The following is a 22,493-nucleotide window of genomic DNA, read 5'->3' on the forward strand; positions in this document are numbered from 1 at the left end:
GGGAGCAGTAGCACGGGCGAGGGCGTGAAGCGAAAATCCCGTCGCGGGGAATATGGATCGCCGAAGCGCGTCAGCTGACGCCGAGGAAATCGCGCTTGCCGATCTCGACGCCGTTGTGGCGCAGGATGTCGTGCGCGGTCACGGCGTGGAAATAGAAGTTCGGGAACGAGAACGCGCTGAGGAATTGCTGACCCTTCAGGGTCATCGTGCGATCGGGGCCGATCGGGAAGGTGACGTCCCTGGCGTCGGCGCCGTTGAACTGCTCCGGCTTGAACGACTTCACATAGTCGATGGTCTTGGCGAGCCGCTGCTTCAGTTCACCGATGCTCTTCTCGGTGTCGGGCGTCGACGGCACCTCGCTATGGGTCAACCGCGCACAGCCGCGTGCGGCGTGATCGCAGACCAGCTGCACCTGCTTGGTCAGCGGCAGCATGTCGGGATAGAGCCGCGATCCCAGCAGCACCTCGGGCGCGATCTTCTTGGCCTCGCAATGCGCCTCGGCCTTGGTCAGCTCGCCGGTGAGGCTGTTGAGGATCTGCAGGTAGGCGGGGACGACGGCGTCATGAAAGGACATGTGATGCTCCCTGTTCTGATGAAATCCGGATGTTACCGAACGGCGATGCTGCAAGTGGGGCGGCAAGGGGAAGAATACAACTGCGGGGAGCTGTAACACTTGGTCAAATATTTCCCGCGGGCGGCATTCTTGATCCCGTCATCCTGAGGAGCGCGAAGCGCGTCTCGAAGGATGCACGGCCCCAGTGTGGCCGATTCATCCTTCGAGGCTCTCTCCGCTCGCTCAGGATGACGGATCGCCAGAGTCTGCGTAGCCCGGATGGAGCGCAGCGCAATCCGGGGAGGCGCATCGGGGCTTGTCCCGGATTTCGCTGCGCTGCATCCGGGCTACGGAAAATGGGCGTTTGCTCTACCGCGTCCCCGGTGCCGCGGCATCGGCGGCCGGCTGGGTGCGGGGCCCGCCGCGCATCCGCGCCAGGAGCTCCGCGGTCGGCCAGGAATCCGCCGGCAGGCCGTATTTCATCTGCATCGCCTTCACCGCGCTGCGGCTTGCCTGTCCGAGCACGCCGTCGATCTTGCCGACGTCGTAGCCGGCGCGCGCGAGCAGTCCCTGCAGCTCCTTGATCTCATTGAACGGCAATTGCGCGACCGGACCGTGCGGCCGCTGCATCGGCGGTGCGCCCGCGATGCGGCCGGCGAGATAGCCGGCGGTGGTCGAATAGATCAGCGAGTTGTTCCACTCGGTGTAGGCGGCGAAGTTCGCATAGGCGAGGAACGCCGGACCCATCCGGCCCATCGGCAGCAGCAGCGAGGCCGGCATCTCGTCATTCGGCAATGCCTTGCCGTCGGTCAAGCTGACGCCAAGCGATACCCATTTCGATCGCGGCAGCTTGATGGTGAGGTCGGCCTGGTCCCACGGGAAATTTGCCGCCTGCGGCACGCGCACCTCCTGCAGCCACGGCTCGCCGCGCCGCCATTTCAATCCGGTGGCGATGTAGTTCGCGGTCGAGCCGATCACGTCGGGGCCGCTTTGCAGGAGATTGCGATGGCCGTCGCCGTCATAGTCGACCGCGTAGTTGAAATAATGCGTCGGCAAGAATTGCGTCTGACCGAGCTCGCCGGCCCATGAGCCGATCATCTCGTCGGGCGTCAGGTCGCCGCGCTCGATGATCTTCAGCGCGGCGATGGTCTCGCCCTGGAACATCTCGGAGCGGCGGCAATCATAGGCCAGCGACACCAGCGATTTCAGCGTCGGCAAATTGCCCATCTGGACGCCGAAATCGCTCTCCAGTCCCCAGAACGCGGCGATCACCGCCGGCGGCACGCCATACTCCTTCTCGGCGCGCGCGAACGCGGCGGCATAGGTCCGGATGTATTGTTGGCCCTGCTGCATGCGATAGTTCGCGGCCATGCGGCCGGCGAACTGGGTGAAGATCTGCCCGAACACGCGCTGGCCGCGGTCGCGGTTGACGATACCCTGGTCGTAGATCAGGTAGGGCGCGGCCTCCGCGATCGTGCGCTGCGAGACGCCGGCGGCGACCGCCTTCTGCTTCAGCTCGGCGAGGAAGCGATCGAAGTTTTGCCCGTTGTGGCAGGACGCAGCCCGCGGCGAGGCGACGGCGGCCGGGCGCGGCCTGACCGGCGCGGGATTTAAGGGGCTGGGCAACGGCTGCTGCGCCGAGGCGAGGGTGGAGAGCGCCAGCGCCCCCGCGATCGCTGCGATCATGATCGGGGCGCGGAGGGGAGAGGCTGGCATCGATGTCACCGGCTGGAAAAAGGGGAATTGAAGCCCAATCTGCATACACCAGGGCGACACCGGGCAACAACGGGGGTAGCGCCGTTAGACCAATTGGGCTGAGGTAGGTTGAGCCGCCACCGCTATGATCGGCCGGTGATTCGCGGGCAGGGGTGTCGGCGGATCGATCACGCCCGGAGGGACCCATGTGGAGTTTTCTCGAGCGTCTCTTGGATTCGTCGACGTTTTCGCCGCACGGCATCTGCCTGTTGTGGGAACCGGAGCTGATCTGGCTCCACGTGATTTCAGACGCGATCATTGCCGCTTCGTATTTCTCGATCCCGTTCGCGCTGGCGATCCTCGTCTCCAAGCGGCGCGATTTCCAGTTCGGCTGGATGGCCTGGCCGTTCGCCACGTTCATCCTCGCCTGCGGCCTCACCCATGTGTTCTCGATCTACACGCTGTGGGTGCCGATCTACGGTCTCGAGGGCCTGCTCAAGGCGCTGACCGCTGTCGCCTCGATCTTCACCGCAGTGCTGCTCTGGCCGCTGATCCCGCGGATCCTCGCGATCCCGACCGAAGAGCAGTTGCGCGAGGCCCATGTCGCGCTCGCCGAGGAGGGACGGCAGCGCCAGCGATCGGAATTCCTGCTCGAGCGCTTTCGCCAGGCCGAGGCCAATGAGAGCAAGATCCGTCAGGCGCAGAAGATGGAAGCGGTCGGCCAGCTCACCGGCGGCATCGCGCACGACTTCAACAACATCCTCACCGTCATCACCGGCACGATCGACATCCTGGCCGAGGCGGTCACTCACAACCGCCAGCTCACGGAGATCACCGCGCTGATCCGCGACGCCGCCGAGCGCGGCGCATCGCTGACGCGGCATCTGCTCGCCTTCGCGCGCAAGCAGCCGCTGCAGCCGAGCGACGTCGACGTCAACGCGTTGATGGTCGACACCATCGAGCTGCTGCGGCCGACCATCGGCGACCATGTCGACATCGATTTTCGCTCCGCACCCGATCTGCCGCGCGCACTGGTCGATGGCAACCAGCTCGTCACGGCGATCATCAACCTCGCGCTCAACGCGCGCGACGCGATGCCGAAGGGCGGCCGGCTGACGATCGAGACCCGCACAGCCGAGCTCAAGCCAGCGGACGTGAATGGCCATGACGGGCTTGCCGCCGGCGACTATGTCGCGATCGCGCTGACCGACAACGGCCGGGGCATTGCGGAAGCCGATCTGGCCAAGGTGTTCGGGCCGTTCTTCACCACCAAGGACGTCGGCAAGGGCACCGGGCTCGGCCTCAGCATGGTCTACGGCTTCGTCAAGCAATCCAACGGCCACGTCGTGCTCGACAGCGAGGTCGATAGCGGCATCAGGGTGATGCTCTGTCTGCCGCGCGCGGCGGCGGTGTCAGCGGCAGCGGTGCCCGAGCGGCGGCAGCCGGACGCGCGCGGCGCCCAGGAAATCGTGCTCGTCGTCGAGGACGACAGGCTGGTGCGCTCCTATGTGCTGACCCAGATCGAGAGCCCCGGCTACACCACGCTGTCGGCCAACAATGGCCGCGAAGCCCTTGCCGTGCTCGAAAGCGGCGCGCCGATCGATCTGTTGTTCACCGACGTCATCATGCCGGGCGCGATGAACGGACGCGACCTCGCCACCGAGGCGCGGAAGCGCCGCCCGGGCCTGCGCGTCCTCTTTACGTCGGGCTATACCGATGACGCCATCGACCAGGACGGCAAACTCGAGCAGGGCATCCTGTTCCTGGCAAAGCCCTACAGCCGCGCCGAGCTCGCCCGCATGTTGCGCGTCGCGCTGCGCGAGGAGGGGGCGGTGATCGCGCAAGAGCCGGCGGCGTAGCGAGAGATCGTAGCCCGCATGAGCGAAGCGACATGCGGGACCGGTCTTACCCCGCATATCGCTTCGCTCATGCGGGCTACCGATCGCCGCGGCAGATAACCGATTGTTAACCCGCGTCGCTGCGACGCACTGGTTCCCCTTGCGGCTTCAGCGGCAAAATCCCTACCTCAGCGACGTCAGTTGTGGCAGCATTCCGCTCGCCGTGAGGGAACAACGATGAATTATTTCCGCACCGCGCTCCTGCTTGCCGGCCTCACCGCCCTGTTCATGGGAGTCGGCTATCTGATCGGCGGCGGCACCGGCGCCGTGATCGCGCTGATGGTCGCGGCTGCGACAAATCTGTTCACCTACTGGAATTCCGATCGCATGGTGCTGTCGATGTACGGCGCCCATCAGGTCGATGCGGGCTCGGCGCCCGAACTCTACAATCTCGTCGCCGAGCTCGCACAGCGCGCCGCTCTCCCGATGCCGCGCGTATTCCTGATGGACGAGGCGCAGCCCAATGCGTTCGCGACCGGCCGCAACCCGGAGAACGCGGCGGTCGCCGTCACCACGGGCCTGATGCAGCAACTCAGCCGCGAGGAGCTTGCCGGCGTGATCGCGCATGAGCTTGCGCATATCAAGCATCACGACACGCTCACCATGACGATCACGGCGACGATCGCCGGCGCGATCTCGATGCTGGCGCAGTTCGGTATGTTCTTCGGCGGCAACCGCAACAACAACGGCCCCGGCATTGTCGGCTCGATCGCGATGATGGTCCTGGCGCCGCTCGGCGCCATGCTGGTGCAGATGGCGATCAGCCGCACCCGCGAATACGCCGCCGATAATTATGGCGCGCGCATCGTCGGTCAGCCGATGTGGCTTGCCTCCGCGCTCGCGAAGATCGAGAACGCCGCGCATCAAGTGCCGAACATGGAGGCCGAGCGCAATCCGGCCACCGCGCACATGTTCATCATCAACCCGCTGTCGGGCCACGGCGTCGACAACCTGTTCGCGACCCACCCTTCGACCGCGAACCGCATCGCCGCGCTGCAGCAGCTCGCCGCCGAGCTCGGCACCCAGACCGCGCCGCGTCCGGCCGGTGGAAGCTATCCGCCGCGCAGCCCGTGGGGCGGATCCGGCCAGCGTGGCCCGTGGGGATAGGGTGAGACCAAGCCATAGCCGCGAAGGCGGTGTGCTCCCTCGCCCCGTTCTTACGGGGAGAGGGTTGGGGTGAGGGGCTGTCTCCGCAATACGGCGATAGCTGCATTCGCGGAAGCTCCCCCTCACCCGGAACGCATCTAGCGATGCGTTCCGACCTCTCCCCGCACGCGGGGCGAGGTGAAGTGAAGGCAGCTGCTACGCGCTCGCGGCGTCCAGCCGTTCGACCTGATCCTTGCTCAGCTCAAGTTCGGTCGCCGCGACCAGCGTTGCGACCTGCTCGGGCCTGGTAGCGCTGGCAATCGGCGCGGTGACGGAGGGTTTTGCCATCAGCCAGGCGAGCGCGACCGCGGCCGGCTCGGCGCGGGTTTCCGCGGCGACCTCGTCAAGACCGGCCAGGATGCGCATGCCGCGCGGGTTCATGTATTTTGGAATGCTGCGTGCACCGCGGGGGCTCTTGGCGAAGTCGCTCTCCGAGCGATATTTGCCGGTCAAAAATCCTGCGGCGAGCGAGAAGAACGTGATCACGCCGACGTCGTTCGCCTCGCAGACGCGTTGCAGCGCGCCTTCGTAGCTCGAGCGCTCGGCGAGGCTGTATTCGGGCTGCATGCTCTCATAGCGCGGCAACCCGTTCGCCTTGGCAATGTCGAGCGCACTCTGGAGCCGCTCCGCCGAGAAGTTCGAGGCGCCGATGGCCCTGACCTTGCCGGCCTTGATCAGCTTGTCGTAGGCCGCGAGCGTCTCTTCCTGCGGTGTCGTCTCATCGTCCTTGTGGGACTGGTAGAGATCGATGAAATCGGTCTGTAGCCGCCGCAGCGAATCCTCGACGGCGCGCGCGATGTAGTCCGGCTTCAGCCCGACATTGCCGCCTCCCATGTCCATGCCGACCTTGGTGGCGAGAATGACGCGGTTGCGGTTGCCGCGCGCCTTCATCCATTTGCCGATGATCGTCTCGGATTCGCCGCCGCTGTGGCCCGGCACCCAGCGCGAATAGACATCCGCCGTATCCAGGAATGTCAGCCCCTGATCGATCACGGTGTCGAGCAGGCGAAACGACGACGTCTCGTCCACGGTCCAGCCGAATACATTGCAGCCGAAGCACAGGGGAGGGACAGTGGGGCCGCAGCGGCCGAGCGCGCGATGCTTCATGAGTTTTCTTTCGCTTGTTCTTGATAGCGGGCGCCGGACACTGAGGCAGATCGCCCTTGTTTGCAAGGCGTTGTGCCGCAACCGCCTGGCAGGCGTTGGCGGACGCGGATGGATCGGGACCGCTCGTCGGTCAGGTCAGGCACGCTGCCCCTCGACGCTGCATCGACTAAGTGAAGAGATTCTGTCGCAGAGCAGAAACGCGATTTTATTTGCCGCGGGTCTGATGTAGATTGCGCGGCGAGCTGCCACCGGTTGCGCCGAAATCCGGAGAATGAGCGGCAGCGCGACTGGCCATCGGCAGGCCATTTCTTCTCATTTTTCAGTACGAAATGCTCTGCCCGGGCCGCGCGCCTGGGTGAATGTTTTTTTCATTTCAACCAAACGGAGCGATTGCCATGCATTTCTGCTTCTCTGGTGAATACACCCCGCGTTCCCTGAACAACATCATGGAAAACCCGACGACCAATCGATACGAGGCCGCGAAGAAGTTGATCGAGGCCGCCGGCGGGAAACTGATTTCGATGTACAGCACGGCGACCGATGGCCCCGGCGTGATGGTGATCTTCGACGTGCCGGATCCGAGCTTCGCGCCCGCGATCAGCGGCGTGGTAGTTGCGGCCGGCGCCATGCAGAACGTGCGGCTGGTCCGGCTCTTTACCCAGGACGAGATCAAGGTGGTGCGTCAGCACGCGACCAAGCTCAAGACCGCTTACACGCCGCCCGGTGGCTAGCAGACCGAGCGATCCAAAACGGCGCAGATTGATCTGATGGCCGGTGTCACTCTCGCGCGGCGGCGCTTGCTGGCGTCCCGCGCGGAGGCGAGGGCCGTTGCGCGCCGCTGATCCGGGGCGTCAACGGATGGGCACCAGCTCAGGCGGATGTCCTGGCTACGTGCATGCCGGCCACAGCCCCGGCCGGTTGTGCCGTCGCATGACGTCCGCCGCCTCGCTCGGCCTCCGCTTCAGCAAGACGAGCGCAGTACGCGCTAAGGCGCGATGAGATCAGGGCGTGTACTCATGAATTCTTCGCGTCCGCTTTGATCTCGGAAGCTGACGTTGAGGCCGACATCGCCGTATGTCGGCCTTGGGCCGATTTTGTTGCAAAAGTCGGTTGAGTGAGGCCTCGAACGATGATTCCGTTGTGTTGACGCGATTCTCGGCGAGGTCGATCCATGATGGGCCGTCTGAAGAGTGACCAAGGTCAACTGTTCTACGAGTTTCGTCTTGGCGATGCGGTCCCCGAAGATCATTTGGTGCGGACGATCGATGCTGCTCTCGATCTGTCGTGGCTTCGCGGCGAGCTTGCGTCCCATTATGCGTCCATGGGTCGTCCGTCGATCGACCCTGAACTGATGATCCGGATGCTGGTGGTGGGGTATGTCTTTGCGATCCGCTCGGAGCGATTGATCTGCCGCGAAGTACAGGTGAACCTCGCCTATCGCTGGTTCTGCAGGCTTGGCATCGAAGATGCTATTCCCGACCATTCAGCGTTCTCGCGTGCCCGCAACGAGCGTTTCCGCGAGGGAGATGTTTTTCGCCATGTGTTTGAGCGGGTCGTCGAGGCGTGTATTGCGGCCGGTCTGGTTGGTGGTGAAGGCTTTGCAGTTGATGCGAGCCTGATTGCGGCCGACGCCAACAAGCGGCGCTCGATCGCGGGTCAGGATTGGCGCAGGGATCGCGATCCGGCGAGGTCCAGCCGCGCCGTGAAGGAGTATCTGGCGACTCTCGAAGACACGGCATGGGGTGCCGCTACGGAGGTTGTGCCGAAGTTCGTCTCGCCATCCGATCCCGCGGCGCAGTGGACCGGCGCACACAAAGGGGCGGCATTCTTCGCCTACTCTGACAACTATCTCATCGACATGAAGTTCGGCGTCATCTTGGACGTCGAGGCGTCTCGTGCCATTCGGCAAGCCGAAGTCGGTACCGCAAAGACAATGATCGAACGAACAGAGGAACGTTTTGGCCTCAAGCCGGAGCGGCTCGCGGCCGATACCGCTTATGGATCGGCGCCGATGCTGAACTGGCTGGTAGAGAAGGACATCGCGCCACACATTCCGGTCATCGACAAGTCAAAGCGCGAGGATGGCACCTTCTCGCGCAACGACTTTCGATATGATCCGGCCGGCGACGTCTACCACTGCCCAGGCGGAAAGCGGCTCGGGACAAGCGGCACAGCACACGAGGGCAAGACGCTCTTGTACCGCGCAAGCAAGCTCGACTGCGATGTTTGCCCGCTCAAACCGCAGTGCTGCCCAAAGGAGCCCTCACGCAAGATCCCGCGCGACGTCCATGAGCGCGCCCGAGACGTTGCACGCTCCTTCGCTGGCACCGAGGCCTTTGAACAGTCGCGACGTGAGCGAAAGAAGATTGAGATGCGGTTCGCACACCTGAAGCGCATCCTGAGGCTCGGCCGACTGCGACTGCGTGGCCCACGAGGCGCCCAGGATGAGTTTGTTCTGGCCGCCATCGCTCAGAACCTACGGCGGCTCGCGAGCCTGGTCGCGCGGCCGCCACCGGCACACACGGTGTACACCGCGTAGAGTTGCGTAGAGAGCGTCAGGGCCGGCAAACCAAAGCCGGTCGTCCTTGGCGAGATGGCCGAACAATCCATCGCGAGCAGCCGACTTTTGCAACAAAATCGGCCAATAAACAACATCCAAAGAAGTTCAGTTGACTACGTGCGGGCCTCAAAGTTCATGTTGAACGGCGTCTCGGTCGCGCGACCGAACTACTTAGAGCCCGCCCCTATAACGCATGCTCGCATGTCCAGCCCTTCTTAGCGGACGACTAGCAAATGCGACAGGGGATGCGAAGTATCGCCTTGGCCGACCAGCGCCGCTTGGGGATGGAAAAATCACACCCCCCGCTTCTTCAGACCGAGCCCCTCGAACTGCGTCTTCTGCTCGTCACTCAGGTTCCAACGGAAATCGTCGACCGCGTCGTTCACGCTGATGATCGCCTCTCTCATCGCTTCCAACCGCGCCTTTGCGGCCTTAAGGCGGGCCGGCGGGGTGAGCGCGTCCTTTGGCGGGCATGGGTTTAAGGCTTCCATGGTGCCCATCGTGGTATCCTGCACCACTTCGAGCGCTGCGCGTTGCGTATCGTTCAGTTTCAGGCTGGCGACGATGTCGTCGAGGGGCCATTGCTGGGCGACGAGCTGGCGGTATTGCTTTTCGGCCTGTTGCTCGTCTTGCGGTTCACGGCTCGCCTGGCAGGCGGCGTCCTGCATCTCCTTCAGCTTCGCGGCCGCAGCGTTAGCGCGGCGGTCGCGTTCGGGCGAGTTGAGCTGGGCCTTCTGTTCATCGCTTAGGAGATCGTAGAAGATTTTTGAAATGGCGGCATAACGGTCGCAACTGCGCTCAGCATCGCGTTGACGCGGCTCTGCATGGCCGCGAATCGCTCCAGCGCGGTGGTTGCGGTCTGTGCTGGACAGGAAGCGCGGATGGTGTTGCCGGCGGAAATCCAGGCGCTCGCGAGCTCGTCGAAGGCTGCGCGCTGCGCCTCGTTCGCCGCGACCGCCAGGCCGATCCGCTCGAGGGGAAGGCCGGTCGTCTCGGCGGTGTCGCCGCTACAGAATTCCTGCACCGAGGGCGCTTTGCGATGCCGCCTCCCGGCGGGGCGCTCGGCCGCAAACGCTGAGAGATCGCTCGCAGCGTAAGGCGAGAAGATCGCGGCGTAGAGATCGCCGTAGCCATAGGCCCAGAAGCCGCTGCCATCATTGAGAAGCGCGTAGTCATAGAGATCGCTATAGGCAAACGGCCAGAAGAGCGGACCGACCCAGCCGTATGAACCGTCGGAGTGCTGCCACCAGCCTTGCGCAGCTCGGCCGCCCTGCCAGCCGGCCAGCGCGGCGACGGCAGTGAGCTGCGCGCGCTCACTCGGGCCGATCGACTCGGCGGCGGGGCGAAGATCTTGCGGTCTTAGAGCAGCCATGCGGACGCGGCTGTGGCGCGCCGCCATGCGTGCGTGGCGGAGACCCGCGACCGACAGCACGCCGGCCATCGCGAAGCGCGCGACACTCACGGGGCCGCCAACGCGCAGGCGGAAACCCGCCTCGGCCGCGCTCGGCAGCGCTCCCAGAACGCCAATTGCAACGCCGGCCGCAGCCATTCCAAGGCGGGACTTTGACATGATCTCTCCCTCGGTCTCTCCCTTGGCGGTCCAGGCCACATCGCGTCACAAATATGACTCGCAGCGGAACCGAAAGTTCCTCCCGCCGTTTTCATTGGGTGAACCTGCGGTCAGGTCACGACGTCAACGGATTAGTCGCGTCGAGTACACGCGCTGGGTCGAATCGTCATCGCGCTTTAGTTTGGTGTGTGATTCGCGCAAACGCGTTGTCGCGAGGGAAAGCCGCTTCGCACTTTTCCGGATCATGCTTTAGCGCACGTCGTCCTCGGTCGAATGCTCCTCCGTTTTCGGCGGCCAGGCGCCGCGCCGGACCAGCGCCTCGTGCAGGAGATGTGCACGCTGTTCGTCGCACCCGATGGCTGCAAGGTGGTCGAAGGTGCGATCAGCAAGGACGGCTGGTGCAAGGCCTTTGCCGCGGTGGATTGATCGGTGGATTGATCCTTCTCACAACTCCCGCGCATTCGAGAACGCGAACGAGGACACGCGCCGCGTCGTCTCGTCCAGGATCAGGGTGCGCGTGATCGGCGGCTCGGCGCGCTGGCTGCAATTCTCGCGCTCGCAAAGCCGGCAGTTGACGCCAATCGGGGTGCCCTCGACCTTTTCCAGATCCATGCCGGTGGCATAGACGAGTTTTGCCGCATGACGGATCTCGCAGCCGAGCCCGATCGCAAAGCGCGGCTGCGGCTGCGGGTAGGGCGCCACCGGCCGGCGCACCATCTGCGCGATCGAGAAGTAGCGCGTGCCGTCCGGCAATTCGATCACCTGGCTGAGCAGGCGATCCGGCATGTCGAAGGTCGAGTGCACGTTCCAGAGCGGGCAGGTGCCGCCGAACTTGGAGAACGGGAAGGTGCCCGAGGAAAACCGCTTCGACACGTTGCCGGCATTGTCGACGCGGAGCAGGAAGAACGGCACGCCGCGCGCGTTCGGCCGCTGCAGCGTGGTGAGGCGGTGGCAGACCTGCTCGAAGCCGGCGTTGAAGCGCTGCGCCAGCACGTGGACGTCGTAGCTCAAGGCTTCGGCGGCGGAATGAAACGCCTGATAGGGCATCATCGCGGCGGCTGCGAAGTAATTGGCGAGCGTGATGCGGTAGAGCCGGCGCGCGGTATCGTCGAGCGGACCGGCGCGGCTGACGATGGCGTCGATCGCGGCGCCGCACTCGACAAAGCCGATCTGCAGCGCAAGCTGGAAGCTGCGGCCGGAGCTGTCGACGAGTTCGGAGATCAAGAGCTGCCGGCGATGCCGATCGAAACGGCGCAGCGTCTCGCGCATCACGTCGACCGGCATCACGCGGGTCAGAATCGAATGTTTTTCGCGGAGGCGCGTGGTCAGCGCCGTGAACAGGCCTTCGGTCGGCACGTTGAGCTCGTCGCGCAAATTCTCCGCGGCGGTCTCGAGCTCCGGAAAATAGTTGCGGTTGGCCTCGATCAGGTCACGCACCCGCTCGATCGGATTGGCGTCGAATTGCGAGCCTTCGCGGTCGGCCATCTGCGCCGCCACCAGCGTCTCGCCGCGGCGCGCTTCGGTGTAGGCGGCGTAGAGCCGCTGCAGCGCATGCGTCACGCCGGGGCAGAGTTCGGCGAGGTCGCGCAGTTCCTGCTTCGGCAGGTCGATCTGCCGGAACAGGGGATCGGAGAAGATCTCGTTGAGTTCCGCGAAGAAGCGATCCTCGTCGGCGGTGGCGAGGTCGCGCAAGTCGAGGTCGTAGGTCTCGGCCAGCCGCAGCAGGATCTGCGCCGTCACCGGGCGCTGGTTGCGCTCGATCAGGTTGATGTAGGAGGGCGAGATGCCGAGCCCCTCGGCGATCTGGGTCTGCGACAGCCCCAATTGCTGGCGGATCCGCCGGAAGCGCGGACCGACGAACAGCTTCTTTCCGGATTCACCGGGCACGGGTTGGTCTCGATTGCCGCAGCAAATTCTGACCGCCTCGCCCCGCGCGCGCGGAAAGGCCGGATCGCATCGCCAGATGCGATCCGGGTGAGGGGGACTCTCCGCGAGTCTCGCTGCGGAAACAGCCCCTCACCCCAACCCTCTCCCCGTAAGGACGGGGAGAGGGAGAAGAAAAACCGGGCATGGCAGGCTTCCTGACCTATTTCGTGACAAAATTTACAAATCGACATTTATTACAAGTTCAGATGTTACATGACATCACCAATAAAAAACAAGGCATCTGTACGAACTTCGTGTTTTCGCGTTTATCTCCTGACACGCAGTTCGCAATGCTCTGTCAAGAATGTCGATGCGAGCAGGTTGCGGGGATCAAGGTGCAGGCGGCTGGGCAAAGGCAGCCCGATTTTTTGAAGGAGACTGACGATGAGCAAGGGCAGCAATTTCTGGGTGATCGGCGGCGAGTTCGGGTCGATGAACTTCCACAAGCTCGTCGAAGGCTCGGCCCAGGTCCGCGGTCCGTTCAAGACCCGCAAGGAAGCCGAAGAGTGCTGGAAGGAAGTCTCGGAAGAGAGCCGCCACAAGGCCGGCGTGCGCTTCTCCATCGTCGAGGAGCCGTCGCGGGTTTCGGCCTGAGCGAGCATGATCCGGAAAAGTGGGAACCGGTTTTCCCTCGCAACAAACGCAAGCGTTTGCGCGGAGATCATGCTCAACAAGAGATGACATCGCGATACGCAGTTGCATCCCAACGCAGCTAAGAAAACGTCCAAGGACGGCGGCCCCATCCGGTTCATCCGGGTGGGGTCGACCGCTTTTGGGACAGCGTCAGGCCGTTGATCTGGGGATAAGTGGCGGCCTAAGTGCTTGGGAACCAACGCCCTTTGCGGACATCTTGGTTGCTGATAGGTTAATGCACAGGAAACCCGTCACCACGAGACCGTAAGGCATGTCCGATCCGCAGAACACCGGCAGCGAGGCGCGCGAGATGCGGCCGACGTTGCGAGAGGCGCTGCGGCGGGCGCGGATCGAGGCGGCCGATCGCACCGGCGTCGTCGTCGAGTTGCGCGATGCCGAGGTCGCGCGGCTCGAAATCCTCAACGATGCGCTCGATCCGCTGTTCGCGCAGGTGCCGGACAAGGTCGATCTGTTCGACCGCGGCATCAGCCAGGGCGAGACGCCGCGGCTGTGGATCGACGTCGTCGCGCATGTGCTGATGGGGCGCGACAAGCGGATCTACCGCTTCGTGCAGGACACGAGGTTCGGCCGCATCGTGCTCGCCGAATCGCACGACGTGGCCGCGATCGTCGATGCCGTCACCGATTATGTCGCGCGCCGCCTGATCGAGCGCGAGCATGCGATGGTGGCAACGCCGCTTCCGGTTGCCGAGACGCCGGCGCCGCCCCCCGTGCCGGTGGCGCCGAGGCGCCGCGGCGGGATCGGCATGTTCGTGTTCGGCTTCGTCATGGGCGCGCTCGCGCTGTTCGGTCTCGCGCTGTATGCGAGCTTGCAAAACTTCTAGCCGCTCAAGGGGCGGGGCATCGTGGTCATAACACCCGCCTCGGCATTTTTCGGCGTCCTGGCGGCAGCCGCGGTGGTCGGCAGCGCGGTGCTGTTCGGCAAGTGGCAGACATTGCGGCGCGCCGAATACATCCGCACCTTTCACTGGCCGGCGGGCCTGTTGGCGCGGCTCGAGAAGCGTCACCCCGGCTTCACCCGCAAGGACAGTGCGCTGGTCTCGCGCGGCCTGCGGCAGTTCTTCCTCGCCTATCTGATGAGCGGCAAGCGCTACGTCTCGATGCCGTCGCAGGCGGCCGACGACCTCTGGCACGAATTCATTCTCTACACCCGCGAATACGACGCGTTCTGCCGCCGCGCCTTCGGCAGCTTCCTGCATCACACCCCCGCGGTCGTCCTGGTGAAGGAACGGCGCAGGAGCAATGAGGGGCTGCGGCGGGTCTGGTGGTACTGCTGCAAATACGAGAACATCGATCCGGTCAGGCCGACTCGGCTGCCGCTGCTGTTCGCGCTCGACGCCAAGCTGAGCATCGCGAACGGTTTCATCTATCACACCGACTGCGAGGCGCTGCGCCGCAGCGGCATCGGCGGCAGCAGTCCCTATTGCGGCGGCGATTTCTCCGACTCCTCGATCGACGGATCGTCAGCCGGCTTCGGCGATGCCGGCAGCGACGGGAGTGGCGGCGGCGATGGCGGTGACGGCGGTGGTGGCGGCGGCGACAGCGGAGGCGGCTGCGGCGGTGGGTGTGGCGGCGGCGGGGGCGGCGATTAGGAAAGTCGTGCTTGCTTCAATTCGCGAATGCCGGCGTGCTCGCCGAGCCCGCGCACGGTCTGCTCGCAGCGCCACGCATTGCCGTCACGCTCGATCGTGAACAAATTGTAGGCCGCCGCCGGATAGTGCTTGCGCGCCAGCGCCGATGCCGACGGCACGCCGATCGCCGGGATCTTCCGCTCCGGGCCGTCGAACCACATCGTCGAATGGATGTGGTCGTGGCCATGCAGCACCAGCTCGACGCCGTGGCGCCTGAGCAGCGCCAGCAGCTGATGCGAATCGGTCAGCCGCTTGGCGCGGCCGTCGGAGTGCAGCGGGTGATGCACCAGGAGGACGCGGAAGGCGTCCTCCCGCGACAGCTGCGCGAGAATCGCATCGAGCGCATCGAGCTGGGGATGGCCGAGCCAGCCGGTCGCCATCAGCGGCGGGGTCGGCACCGCCGAGGAGACGCCGATCAGCGCCAGCGGCCCGCGGCGGCGCACGAACGGAAAATGCGTTGCCGCGCCGTCGGCGTCGCCGCGCAGATAGTCGCCGAAGTGACTGACGAAGCGATGCCGGGTCGCGCGCACATAGGCGTCGTGGTTGCCGGGGACCACGGTGACGTCGGCAGGCGAACCTACCCCCTCCAGCCATTGCCGGGCCGGATTGAACTCGGCATCCAGTGCCAGATTGACCAGGTCGCCGGTCACGGCAATGTGGTCCGGCTGCTGCGCCTGCATGTCCGACACCAGCGCGTCGAGCACGTCGCGGCGGTGATATTTGTGACGGTTGCGCGTCCAGTTCAGATAGCCGAAGGCGCGCTTGCCGGCGAGATCGCGCAGCCGCGCCGCCGGCAGCGGCGGCAGATGCGGGTCCGACAGATGCGCGAGGCGGAACGCCGCCATCATGCGATTCCCTTCGGATTGTCCGCGAAAAGTGGCCGGCAGCCGGTCATGTCGTGCTATCCCGAACGTCCTGCCCTGTATTGGCAAGAGCCGCGCAGGCGCGCAAGGATCAAAGCACGGATCAAACACCATGATGTCGAGGGTTCAGTGACGGTCCTGCTCGATTTACGCAAGCGCTACGAGCCGCAGATCAGATGGGTGTTTCATTTCTACTGGCGGCTGGTCCGCAGCATGACGCTCGGGGTCCGTGCCGTCGTGCTCGATGCCGACAACAGGGTGTTCCTGGTCAAGCACAGCTACGTCCATGGCTGGTATCTGCCCGGCGGCGGGGTCGAGGTCGGCGAAAGTTTTATCGAGTCGCTGCGGCGCGAATTGGAGGAGGAGGGGCGGATCGAGCTCAAGGGCGAGCCGGTGCTGCACGGCATCTTCCACAACAGCCACGTCTCGCCGCGCGATCATGTCGCGGTCTACGTCGTCAGGAACTACCGGCAGGACCGCCTGCCGGAGCCGAATCGCGAGATCGTGGCCTGCGGCTTCTTCGATCCGGCTGATCTGCCCGACGAGACCACCCCGGGCACGCGGCTGCGGATCGCGGAGGTGCTCGAGGGCCAGCCGCCGACGGCGACATGGCGGTGATGGACCGCGCCCGCGCCAGATGCTATCCCGCGCCCCACAATGACCGAATTGTCCCTGACCATCCTGCCCGAGACCCCGAAAGACGCCCAGGCGATCGAGCGTCTGCACGAGCGCACCTTCGGGCCCGGCCGCTTCGTGCTCAGCGCCTACCGGCTGCGCGAGCATGTCGATCATTTGCTCGATGTCTCCTTCACGGCGCGGATCGGCACGCTGCTGGTCGGCTCGGTGCGCCAGCTGCCGGTCACGATCGGCGATACGCCGGCCCTGATGCTTGGGCCGTTGACGGTCGAGCCGCCGTTCCGCAGCCGCGGCGTCGGCCGTGCGCTGCTCGAGCGTGCGATCAACGACGCCCGCGCCAAGGGCCATCGGCTGATCGTGCTGGTCGGCGACGAGCCATACTACGCACGGGTCGGCTTCAAGCCGGTCCCGAAGGGACGAATGACCATGCCCGGCCCGGTCGATTACAGTCGCCTGCTTGTCATGGAACTGGTCGACGGCGCGGCCGAGGGCGTGTCCGGGCCGATCCAGCCGGACTGGAGCAAGGCGATCTGACTCCGCGCGAGCGGTGCCGGAACGGTTGCGCACCATCGGAAACTGAAGCACAGTTGAGGCAAGCGCCGGGACAAGACCGGCGCATGTCATATCAACAGGGAGAGTGCGCGCCATGATCAAAGTCAGTGTGATGTATCCGAACAATCCAGGCGCACGCTTTGATCACGACTATTATCGCGACAAGCACATGCCGCTGGTGAAGGCGCGCCTCGGCGACGCGTGCAAATACTACACCGTCGACAAGGGTCTCGCCGGGGGCGCGCCGGGGCAACCTGCAACCTATGTCGGAATGTGCCACATCTTCTGCGACTCGGTTGAGGCCTTCGCGGCCGGCATGGGCAAGCACGCCCAGGAGATCATGGGCGACATCCCGAATTACACCGACCAGCAGCCGGTGATCCAGATCAGCGAAGTCGTCGTCGGCCACTGACGACACAAGCGTTAGAGTTTGATCCCTCTGCCGCTGGCGGCAGAGGGATACGCTTGGCTCAGAACTTCAGATTGGCGAACGCCCGCACGCCGAGGCCCGGCATAAGCACCTCGTCCTTGGTATAGGAAACGGAGTTGCGGATGTTCTGGTTGAGCAGGTTGTTGCCGGCCAGACCAAGCGTCATCTCGCGCGCGCCGATCCATGACGAATTCAGCTTGGTGTTGTAGGTGATCTCCGCGTTGAGGAGATTGTAGCCCGCGGTCGGGGTCTCTCCGATGACAGCGATGTCGTTCTGCGCGAAGGCGTGCACCAGATTGATGCGGGTCAGCCAGTTGCTGTCGCGCCAATAGAAGCCGCCGCCAAGCCGCACCGGTGGAATCCGCGGCACGTTGCTGCCGTCGGTGAAGGTGGCGCGCACCACGTCGAACTGGTTCTCGATGCCCCAGATGCCGCCGTTGAGCGGGCCGATGTCGAACTGGCTCTGGAATTCGGCGCCGCGGAAGATCGCGTCGCGCTGCGAATAAACCGCCTGCCGCGCCTCATTGTTGGGATCGCCATTGCCGCAGGAGTCGAAATCGTCGCCGCACATCACCCCGGTCAGGCGGCGATAGATGAAGTTGCTGAAGCGGGTGTAATAGGCGGTGGCCTCGAAGCGGAACGGTCCGGTCGCCTTGCGCAGGCCGATCTCGACCGATTTCGCGGTCTCGATGGTCAGGTTCGGATTGCCGATGTCGAATGTCGCGGTCGCATCATGCGCGCCGCGCGAGAACAGCTCCGCAGGCTTCGGCGCGCGTTCGACATATTGCGCGGTGATGCTGCCGACGAGATCGCCGGGCAGGTTCTGCAGCAGCCCGATGCTGCCGCTGACCGGCGTGTAGGACGGATTGCGTGCGATCGAGCTCTGCGGTACGCCGTCAGGCAGATAGTCCGCCGGGAAATTCGGCATCGATCCGTGCAGGTCGACATGCTCGATGCGGCCGGCGATTTGCGCCTTGGTCGAATCCGTGAATTTGAATTCGTTGAACACGTAACCCGCGACGCGGTTGTTGTTGTTCGGACTCCACAGCCCGTTGAACAGCGAGCCCGGATCGTCCGGGCTCGGCGCGGTCAGCTCCTGATGCCCGGCCTGCACGCCGAACGCCGTCGTCACCGTGGCGAAGCGCGCGTTGAACGGCATCATCTGGACCTCGACGCGGGCTTCCTGCTCCTTGTTGGTGAAGGTCTGCCGCACGCCGTCGCTGAACGGGTCGGTCGGATCGGCGAGGCCGAGCTCGTTGTGGCGATAGTCGGTCGCGCCGACCCAGAACCGCACCGCGTCGATCGCAGCAGTATCGGGCCGATACTCGCCCTTGACGGCGATCTTGGTCTGGTGCGCGTCGATCCGGGTCTGGTGATCGGCGCCGTCGGTGCCGGGGATGTGGTAGAGCGAGTCGTTCTGGGTGATCGCCGCGCCGATATAGCCGCCCTGGAAGAAATAGGAGGCGCCGACCGACGCGCCGTCCGACTGCGTCGCGGAGTTCGGCTGGCGGCCGTTGAATGGCTGGCCGGGCACAAATAAATAGGGATAGCTCGGGATGCTGTAGTCGCTGGTGGTGCGGCCATAGACGTCGGCATGCACGGCGACATTGTTGCCGCCGGCGTCCAGCAGCATGCCGCCCTCGACGCCGCGGTTGACCGAGCTCACCGAGGTGCGGGTCTCGACATTGAGGCAACCCGGCGCGCCAGCGTCGGCCAGCGGCGCCTTTACCGGCAATCCGTAGCTCTGGAACGGCGCCGCCGCGCAGGTCGGCATCGCATCGGGAATCCGGTTGTTGGTGGCGCTGACGACGCCGCCGATCGAGGTCGAGCCGTAGCGCAGCGCGGCCGGGCCGCGCACCACTTCGATCTGGTTGGTCGAGAGTGGATCGATCGGGACGAAATGATCCTCGCCGAGATCCGACACGCCGCCGCCGCCGAGACCGTTTTCGACGATACCGACGCGATTGACGTCGAGGCCGCGGATGATCGGCCGGCTCGACGCGCCGGGCGCGAAGCTCGAACCGGTGATGCCGGGTTTGGAAAACAGGAGGTCGCCAAGCGTGGCGCTGCCGGAGCGCCGCAGTTCCTCGTTGGGTATCACGGTGACGGTGGCGAACTGATCGGTCACCACGGGCAGCACGCCTTGCTGCGGTGCCGGTGCGGGCGCCGCAGGCGCCGGTTGCGCGGCCGCGGCGCGTTCGCGATTGCGGCCCGGCGCGGCCCGGACAATATGGCTCGGCGTGCGCGTTGGCGCCGTCCGGTGCCGTTGGATCGGGCTCGGTGCCGTCACGGTGATGTCAGGGAGTTGCGTCGGCGTGTCGTCGGCCAGGGCATTGTGGCTCATCGCGCCCAGCAATAGCCAGCTCACGCTCCCGATGTGGAGTGCTCGTTTCTTCTGAAGTGTCATTGTCCCGATCCAGGCCCGTCGAAATGACGGATCGATTCCGATTTGCCCCATCGGCGCAGGTCGCGAATGTGGCGCGGCCGTCCGCTCAGGGCGTGCAGCAATCAGTCGATGTCAGGACAGGGGAGGTGCGCGGGAGTGGAAGGCCGCCGGCGCCGATTTCAGATGGGCGAATTCGGCATTGGTAGTGCGGAACAGAAGCTCGATGGCTTCCGGCAGCAAAAGCACCGGCGGCGCCGTGAACAGCATGCTGCTCGCGAGCGAGATGACGGCGCAGATCGCGCAATTGTCGGCCGGATGCCGCTCGTTGTCGTGATTGGCGGGCTGGGTCGTCCCGGTCACCTGGACCGCGAGGTCCGGCGTCGCCGAGGTCCCGATATAGGCGAGATCGACCAGCGACAGCCCGGTCTGGACTGCGGGCGCCGCTTGCGCAGCCGCGATCGGATGGAAATGCCCGAACGACAGCATGAACTGGACGGCGAGCGCGAACAGCGCCAGCCGCGAGCCAGTCTTGATGTGTCGCCGGAACCACTGCATGTCTGATGACGCCCGCCCAATCGGGAGCGCGTCAACACCCCAGCGCCCCGATGTTACATTATAACATCGGATGGCGTCCGCGATGTCAACCGGCGTTCAGACAAACCGTGTCGATGCATTGCCTGTGTGTGCTTGATGCAACGCAGACGTGAGCCCGGCCGGGCTCAGCGTCCCTCGCGCAGCCATGTTGCCGCGAATGCGCCGAGCAACAGCAGCAGGCCGACCAGGCCGCCGAACATCGGCAGCACGCCGACACCCTTGACGACGCTGGCGTCGCGCATCTTGACGCCGAGCCAGCCGTCGCCGCGGAAGATCGAGGAGGAGCGCACCGGCACGACGCGCGGCATATCGAGGCTCGAACCGTCGACGATGCGCCGTGCATCGCCGCCGGTCGCCTGCGCCAGCGGCTTCAGCATGTCGGTGGTCGAGGTGACCTCCGAGAATTCCTTCGGGTTGGTCGGGCCGACATTGATCAGCGCCTTCAGCGTGCCGTCGGTGGCCTGCCACAGGCCGAGCTCGTTGGCGGGCAGCGTCGCGCGCCACTCGCCGGGATCGCCGGCGGTGAGCGTCAGTTCATGCGTGGTGCCGCTCGGCGACGTCACGGTGACCGGCGAGACGGTGTCGGCCATGGTCTGGCGCACCACCATGAGATCCTTGCCCTGCACCTGCATGCGCAGCGCCTCTTCGTCGAGGTCGGGCTGCTTCATCAGCCAGTGCGACACCCGCCGCAACAAATCGAGATGCGGGCCGCCGCCCTCGTAGCCGCGCGCCCACAGCCAGATGTGGTCCGAGAGCAGCAGCGCGACGCGGCCTTCGCCGAAGCGCGACAGCAGCAGCAGCGGCTTGCCGTCGGCTCCGGTCATGACCGGCGGATTGATCGCGTTGCGGGTATCGACGGTGCGGAAGAACCGGCTCCAATGCGGCGGCTCGGCATTCGAGCCTTCCAGCCCGCGCGTCACCGGATGGCGCTTACCGGCATCGCTCAGATGCGCGTAGAACGGCTTCTCGGTCACGCCGACCGGTTCGGCCGGCAGCACGGAGTCCAGCGGCGTGCGCCAGATGCTGGTGGTCGAGGCGTAGTCGGGGCCGGCGGAGACCAGCACCGCGCCGCCGGCGCGGACATAGCGCGCGATGTTGTCGAAATAGGCGATCGGCAGCACGCCCTGGCGGGCGTAGCGGTCGAAGATGATCAGCTGGAATTCGTTGATCTTCTGCTGGAACAGCTCGCGGGTCGGAAATGCGATCAGCGACAGCTCGTTGATCGGCGTGCCGTCCTGCTTCTCCGGCGGACGCAGAATGGTGAAGTGAACGAGATCGACGCTGGGGTCGGACTTCAGGAGGTTGCGCCAGGTGCGTTCGCCGGAATGCGGCTCGCCGGACACCAGCAGCACGCGCAGCTTGTCGCGCACGCCGTCGATCGCGACCACGGCGCGGTTGTTGACCGGCGTCAGCTCGTTCTCGAGCGGCGAGGCCTCGATCTCGACGATGTTGGGCCCGGCGTGCTTGATGTCGATGTCGACGCTCGAGGTCTGGCCGCTGGTCAGCGTGCGCTCGTTGATCACTTCGCCGTCGCGGCGGATCGTGACCTTGGCGCGCTCGCCGGTGACGCCCTGGTCGTCGAGCCGAAAGGTGATGGTCTGGGTCTGGCCGACGATGCCGAAGCGCGGCGCGGCGGTGATCGCGATGCGGCGGTCGCGCTCGTCCTTGCGGCCGGTGATCAGCGCATGCACCGGCGCCTGGAAGCCGAGCGCCTGGGCGTTGGCGGGAATGTCGTGCACGCGGCCATCGGTGATCATGAAGGCGCCGGCGACGCGCTCGACCGGAACGTCCGACAGCGCCGACGTCAGCGCGCCGAACAGTTTTGTGCCATCGGTCTCGCCATCGGCCTGACCGGCCTCGACGACGCGGACCTCGAGGCCCTTGATCTGCTTCAGGCTGTCGACCAGCGCCTGCCGCGCCTTGTCGGTCTCCTGGTTGCGCGTGCCGAAATTCTGGCTCGGGCTCTTGTCGACCACGACGGCAGCGACCGAGGACAGCGGCTCGCGGTCCTCGCGGGTGAAGGAGGGATTGGCCAGTGCCAGCAGGATCAGCGCCAGCGCCGCGACCCGTACCGCGGCGCCCCGCGCGCGCGACACCAGCAGCAATACGGCAATGACGACGATCGCGCCGAGCGCAAGCCACAGCACGAGCGAAGGAACCAGCGGTGTGAACGCGATACCGTAGTTCATGACGTCACTCCGTCATTCCGGGGCGATGCGAAAGCATCGAACCCGGAATCTCGAGATTCCGGGTCTGGTCCTTCGGACCATCCCGGAATGACGGTGTTGGCAGC

At 65.1% G+C, this 22,493-nt stretch carries 21 protein-coding genes; 11 read left to right on the forward strand and 10 right to left on the reverse strand.

The window, feature by feature from the left end; all coding sequences use genetic code 11:
* Positions 1 to 70 precede the first annotated feature (70 nt).
* Together ACVIYL_RS17380 and ACVIYL_RS17385 are read right to left on the reverse strand one after the other, a co-directional pair.
* A complete protein-coding gene (locus ACVIYL_RS17380) occupies positions 71 to 574 on the reverse strand; it encodes a DUF1993 domain-containing protein (RefSeq protein WP_092085859.1) in 504 nt (167 codons plus the stop codon).
* A 348-nt stretch (positions 575 to 922) separates the two neighbouring features.
* The gene (locus ACVIYL_RS17385) at positions 923 to 2,269 is read right to left on the reverse strand and encodes a lytic murein transglycosylase (RefSeq protein ID WP_229189531.1); all 1,347 of its coding nucleotides are present in this window, start codon (positions 2,267 to 2,269) and stop codon (positions 923 to 925) included.
* A gap of 185 nt (positions 2,270 to 2,454) precedes the next feature.
* On the opposite strand from ACVIYL_RS17385, the gene ACVIYL_RS17390 reads away from it, so the two are divergent.
* Together ACVIYL_RS17390 and htpX are read left to right on the forward strand one after the other, a co-directional pair.
* Entirely contained in the window at positions 2,455 to 4,107 is a 1,653-nt protein-coding gene (locus tag ACVIYL_RS17390) for an ATP-binding protein (RefSeq protein ID WP_456779269.1), read from the forward strand.
* 216 nt (positions 4,108 to 4,323) lie between these two features.
* A complete protein-coding gene (gene htpX / locus ACVIYL_RS17395) occupies positions 4,324 to 5,253 on the forward strand; it encodes a zinc metalloprotease HtpX (protein WP_028333206.1) in 930 nt (309 codons plus the stop codon).
* A 195-nt stretch (positions 5,254 to 5,448) separates the two neighbouring features.
* Here htpX and ACVIYL_RS17400 read toward each other — a convergent pair whose 3' ends face one another.
* The gene (locus ACVIYL_RS17400) at positions 5,449 to 6,399 is read right to left on the reverse strand and encodes an aldo/keto reductase (protein ID WP_456779270.1); all 951 of its coding nucleotides are present in this window, start codon (positions 6,397 to 6,399) and stop codon (positions 5,449 to 5,451) included.
* 395 nt (positions 6,400 to 6,794) lie between these two features.
* Between ACVIYL_RS17400 and ACVIYL_RS17405 the strand changes: the two genes are divergently transcribed.
* Together ACVIYL_RS17405 and ACVIYL_RS17410 are read left to right on the forward strand one after the other, a co-directional pair.
* Positions 6,795 to 7,130: a GYD domain-containing protein gene (locus tag ACVIYL_RS17405; protein ID WP_028333204.1), complete on the forward strand. Its 336-nt coding sequence runs from the start codon at positions 6,795 to 6,797 to the stop codon at positions 7,128 to 7,130.
* Between the two features lie 440 nt (positions 7,131 to 7,570).
* Entirely contained in the window at positions 7,571 to 8,938 is a 1,368-nt protein-coding gene (locus ACVIYL_RS17410; protein WP_310883540.1) for an IS1182 family transposase, read from the forward strand.
* A gap of 314 nt (positions 8,939 to 9,252) precedes the next feature.
* On the opposite strand, the gene ACVIYL_RS17415 is transcribed toward ACVIYL_RS17410, so the two are convergent.
* Both ACVIYL_RS17415 and ACVIYL_RS17420 read right to left on the reverse strand, forming a co-directional pair.
* Positions 9,253 to 9,627 carry a Spy/CpxP family protein refolding chaperone gene (locus ACVIYL_RS17415; protein WP_456779271.1) on the reverse strand — a complete coding sequence of 125 codons (375 nt, stop codon included), beginning with the start codon at positions 9,625 to 9,627 and terminating at the stop codon, positions 9,253 to 9,255.
* 77 nt (positions 9,628 to 9,704) lie between these two features.
* A complete protein-coding gene (locus ACVIYL_RS17420; protein ID WP_456779272.1) occupies positions 9,705 to 10,529 on the reverse strand; it encodes a Spy/CpxP family protein refolding chaperone in 825 nt (274 codons plus the stop codon).
* Positions 10,530 to 10,802: 273 nt separating this feature from the next.
* Between ACVIYL_RS17420 and ACVIYL_RS17425 the strand changes: the two genes are divergently transcribed.
* Entirely contained in the window at positions 10,803 to 10,955 is a 153-nt protein-coding gene (locus ACVIYL_RS17425; RefSeq protein ID WP_283068693.1) for a hypothetical protein, read from the forward strand.
* A gap of 18 nt (positions 10,956 to 10,973) precedes the next feature.
* Here ACVIYL_RS17425 and ACVIYL_RS17430 read toward each other — a convergent pair whose 3' ends face one another.
* Positions 10,974 to 12,416: a helix-turn-helix domain-containing protein gene (locus tag ACVIYL_RS17430; RefSeq protein WP_028333203.1), complete on the reverse strand. Its 1,443-nt coding sequence runs from the start codon at positions 12,414 to 12,416 to the stop codon at positions 10,974 to 10,976.
* 423 nt (positions 12,417 to 12,839) lie between these two features.
* On the opposite strand from ACVIYL_RS17430, the gene ACVIYL_RS17435 reads away from it, so the two are divergent.
* The 3 genes from ACVIYL_RS17435 to ACVIYL_RS17445 all read left to right on the forward strand — a co-directional run bounded on the left by ACVIYL_RS17435 (position 12,840) and on the right by ACVIYL_RS17445 (position 14,700).
* Positions 12,840 to 13,049, forward strand: coding sequence for a DUF4170 domain-containing protein (locus ACVIYL_RS17435; RefSeq protein WP_016839740.1), 210 nt, complete (start codon positions 12,840 to 12,842; stop codon positions 13,047 to 13,049).
* Positions 13,050 to 13,359: 310 nt separating this feature from the next.
* Positions 13,360 to 13,932: a hypothetical protein gene (locus ACVIYL_RS17440; RefSeq protein WP_456779273.1), complete on the forward strand. Its 573-nt coding sequence runs from the start codon at positions 13,360 to 13,362 to the stop codon at positions 13,930 to 13,932.
* 21 nt (positions 13,933 to 13,953) lie between these two features.
* A complete protein-coding gene (locus tag ACVIYL_RS17445; protein WP_253607121.1) occupies positions 13,954 to 14,700 on the forward strand; it encodes a glycine-rich domain-containing protein in 747 nt (248 codons plus the stop codon).
* Here ACVIYL_RS17445 and ACVIYL_RS17450 read toward each other — a convergent pair.
* Positions 14,697 to 15,584, reverse strand: coding sequence for a metallophosphoesterase family protein (locus tag ACVIYL_RS17450; protein ID WP_076830260.1), 888 nt, complete (start codon positions 15,582 to 15,584; stop codon positions 14,697 to 14,699). The genes ACVIYL_RS17445 and ACVIYL_RS17450 overlap by 4 nt on opposite strands.
* A gap of 147 nt (positions 15,585 to 15,731) precedes the next feature.
* Here ACVIYL_RS17450 and ACVIYL_RS17455 point away from each other — a divergent pair, with 147 nt between their 5' ends.
* The 3 genes from ACVIYL_RS17455 to ACVIYL_RS17465 all read left to right on the forward strand — a co-directional run bounded on the left by ACVIYL_RS17455 (position 15,732) and on the right by ACVIYL_RS17465 (position 17,202).
* Positions 15,732 to 16,220, forward strand: a complete 489-nt coding sequence (locus tag ACVIYL_RS17455) for an NUDIX domain-containing protein (RefSeq protein WP_456779274.1) — start codon at positions 15,732 to 15,734, stop codon at positions 16,218 to 16,220.
* A 39-nt stretch (positions 16,221 to 16,259) separates the two neighbouring features.
* Positions 16,260 to 16,772: a GNAT family N-acetyltransferase gene (locus tag ACVIYL_RS17460; protein WP_038386020.1), complete on the forward strand. Its 513-nt coding sequence runs from the start codon at positions 16,260 to 16,262 to the stop codon at positions 16,770 to 16,772.
* Positions 16,773 to 16,884: 112 nt separating this feature from the next.
* On the forward strand, positions 16,885 to 17,202 hold the full coding sequence (locus ACVIYL_RS17465) for an EthD family reductase (protein WP_225158578.1): 318 nt from the start codon (positions 16,885 to 16,887) through the stop codon (positions 17,200 to 17,202).
* 58 nt (positions 17,203 to 17,260) lie between these two features.
* On the opposite strand, the gene ACVIYL_RS17470 is transcribed toward ACVIYL_RS17465, so the two are convergent.
* From ACVIYL_RS17470 to ACVIYL_RS17480, 3 genes are all read right to left on the reverse strand, one after another.
* Positions 17,261 to 19,627, reverse strand: coding sequence for a TonB-dependent receptor (locus ACVIYL_RS17470; protein ID WP_456779275.1), 2,367 nt, complete (start codon positions 19,625 to 19,627; stop codon positions 17,261 to 17,263).
* A 111-nt stretch (positions 19,628 to 19,738) separates the two neighbouring features.
* On the reverse strand, positions 19,739 to 20,161 hold the full coding sequence (locus ACVIYL_RS17475) for a DUF2946 family protein (RefSeq protein WP_456779276.1): 423 nt from the start codon (positions 20,159 to 20,161) through the stop codon (positions 19,739 to 19,741).
* A 164-nt stretch (positions 20,162 to 20,325) separates the two neighbouring features.
* Complete coding sequence (locus ACVIYL_RS17480) at positions 20,326 to 22,389, reverse strand: hypothetical protein (RefSeq protein WP_456779277.1); 2,064 nt, start codon at positions 22,387 to 22,389, stop codon at positions 20,326 to 20,328.
* Between the last annotated feature and the right edge of the window lie 104 nt (positions 22,390 to 22,493).

The sequence above is a fragment of the Bradyrhizobium sp. USDA 3315 genome (assembly GCF_054056795.1).

Bases quoted from the DNA above. Each gene is read 5' to 3' on its own strand.
- ACVIYL_RS17380 (WP_092085859.1), bottom strand. From the start codon at position 574: ATGTCCTTTCATGACGCCGTCGTCCCCGCCTACCTGCAGATCCTCAAC.
- ACVIYL_RS17385 (WP_229189531.1), bottom strand. From the start codon at position 2,269: ATGCCAGCCTCTCCCCTCCGCGCCCCGATCATGATCGCAGCGATCGCG.
- ACVIYL_RS17390 (WP_456779269.1), top strand. From the start codon at position 2,455: ATGTGGAGTTTTCTCGAGCGTCTCTTGGATTCGTCGACGTTTTCGCCG.
- htpX (WP_028333206.1), top strand. From the start codon at position 4,324: ATGAATTATTTCCGCACCGCGCTCCTGCTTGCCGGCCTCACCGCCCTG.
- ACVIYL_RS17400 (WP_456779270.1), bottom strand. From the start codon at position 6,399: ATGAAGCATCGCGCGCTCGGCCGCTGCGGCCCCACTGTCCCTCCCCTG.
- ACVIYL_RS17405 (WP_028333204.1), top strand. From the start codon at position 6,795: ATGCATTTCTGCTTCTCTGGTGAATACACCCCGCGTTCCCTGAACAAC.
- ACVIYL_RS17410 (WP_310883540.1), top strand. From the start codon at position 7,571: ATGATGGGCCGTCTGAAGAGTGACCAAGGTCAACTGTTCTACGAGTTT.
- ACVIYL_RS17415 (WP_456779271.1), bottom strand. From the start codon at position 9,627: ATGCAGGACGCCGCCTGCCAGGCGAGCCGTGAACCGCAAGACGAGCAA.
- ACVIYL_RS17420 (WP_456779272.1), bottom strand. From the start codon at position 10,529: ATGTCAAAGTCCCGCCTTGGAATGGCTGCGGCCGGCGTTGCAATTGGC.
- ACVIYL_RS17425 (WP_283068693.1), top strand. From the start codon at position 10,803: ATGCTCCTCCGTTTTCGGCGGCCAGGCGCCGCGCCGGACCAGCGCCTC.
- ACVIYL_RS17435 (WP_016839740.1), top strand. From the start codon at position 12,840: ATGAGCAAGGGCAGCAATTTCTGGGTGATCGGCGGCGAGTTCGGGTCG.
- ACVIYL_RS17440 (WP_456779273.1), top strand. From the start codon at position 13,360: ATGTCCGATCCGCAGAACACCGGCAGCGAGGCGCGCGAGATGCGGCCG.
- ACVIYL_RS17450 (WP_076830260.1), bottom strand. From the start codon at position 15,584: ATGGCGGCGTTCCGCCTCGCGCATCTGTCGGACCCGCATCTGCCGCCG.
- ACVIYL_RS17460 (WP_038386020.1), top strand. From the start codon at position 16,260: ATGACCGAATTGTCCCTGACCATCCTGCCCGAGACCCCGAAAGACGCC.
- ACVIYL_RS17465 (WP_225158578.1), top strand. From the start codon at position 16,885: ATGATCAAAGTCAGTGTGATGTATCCGAACAATCCAGGCGCACGCTTT.
- ACVIYL_RS17470 (WP_456779275.1), bottom strand. From the start codon at position 19,627: ATGACACTTCAGAAGAAACGAGCACTCCACATCGGGAGCGTGAGCTGG.
- ACVIYL_RS17475 (WP_456779276.1), bottom strand. From the start codon at position 20,161: ATGCAGTGGTTCCGGCGACACATCAAGACTGGCTCGCGGCTGGCGCTG.
- ACVIYL_RS17480 (WP_456779277.1), bottom strand. From the start codon at position 22,389: ATGAACTACGGTATCGCGTTCACACCGCTGGTTCCTTCGCTCGTGCTG.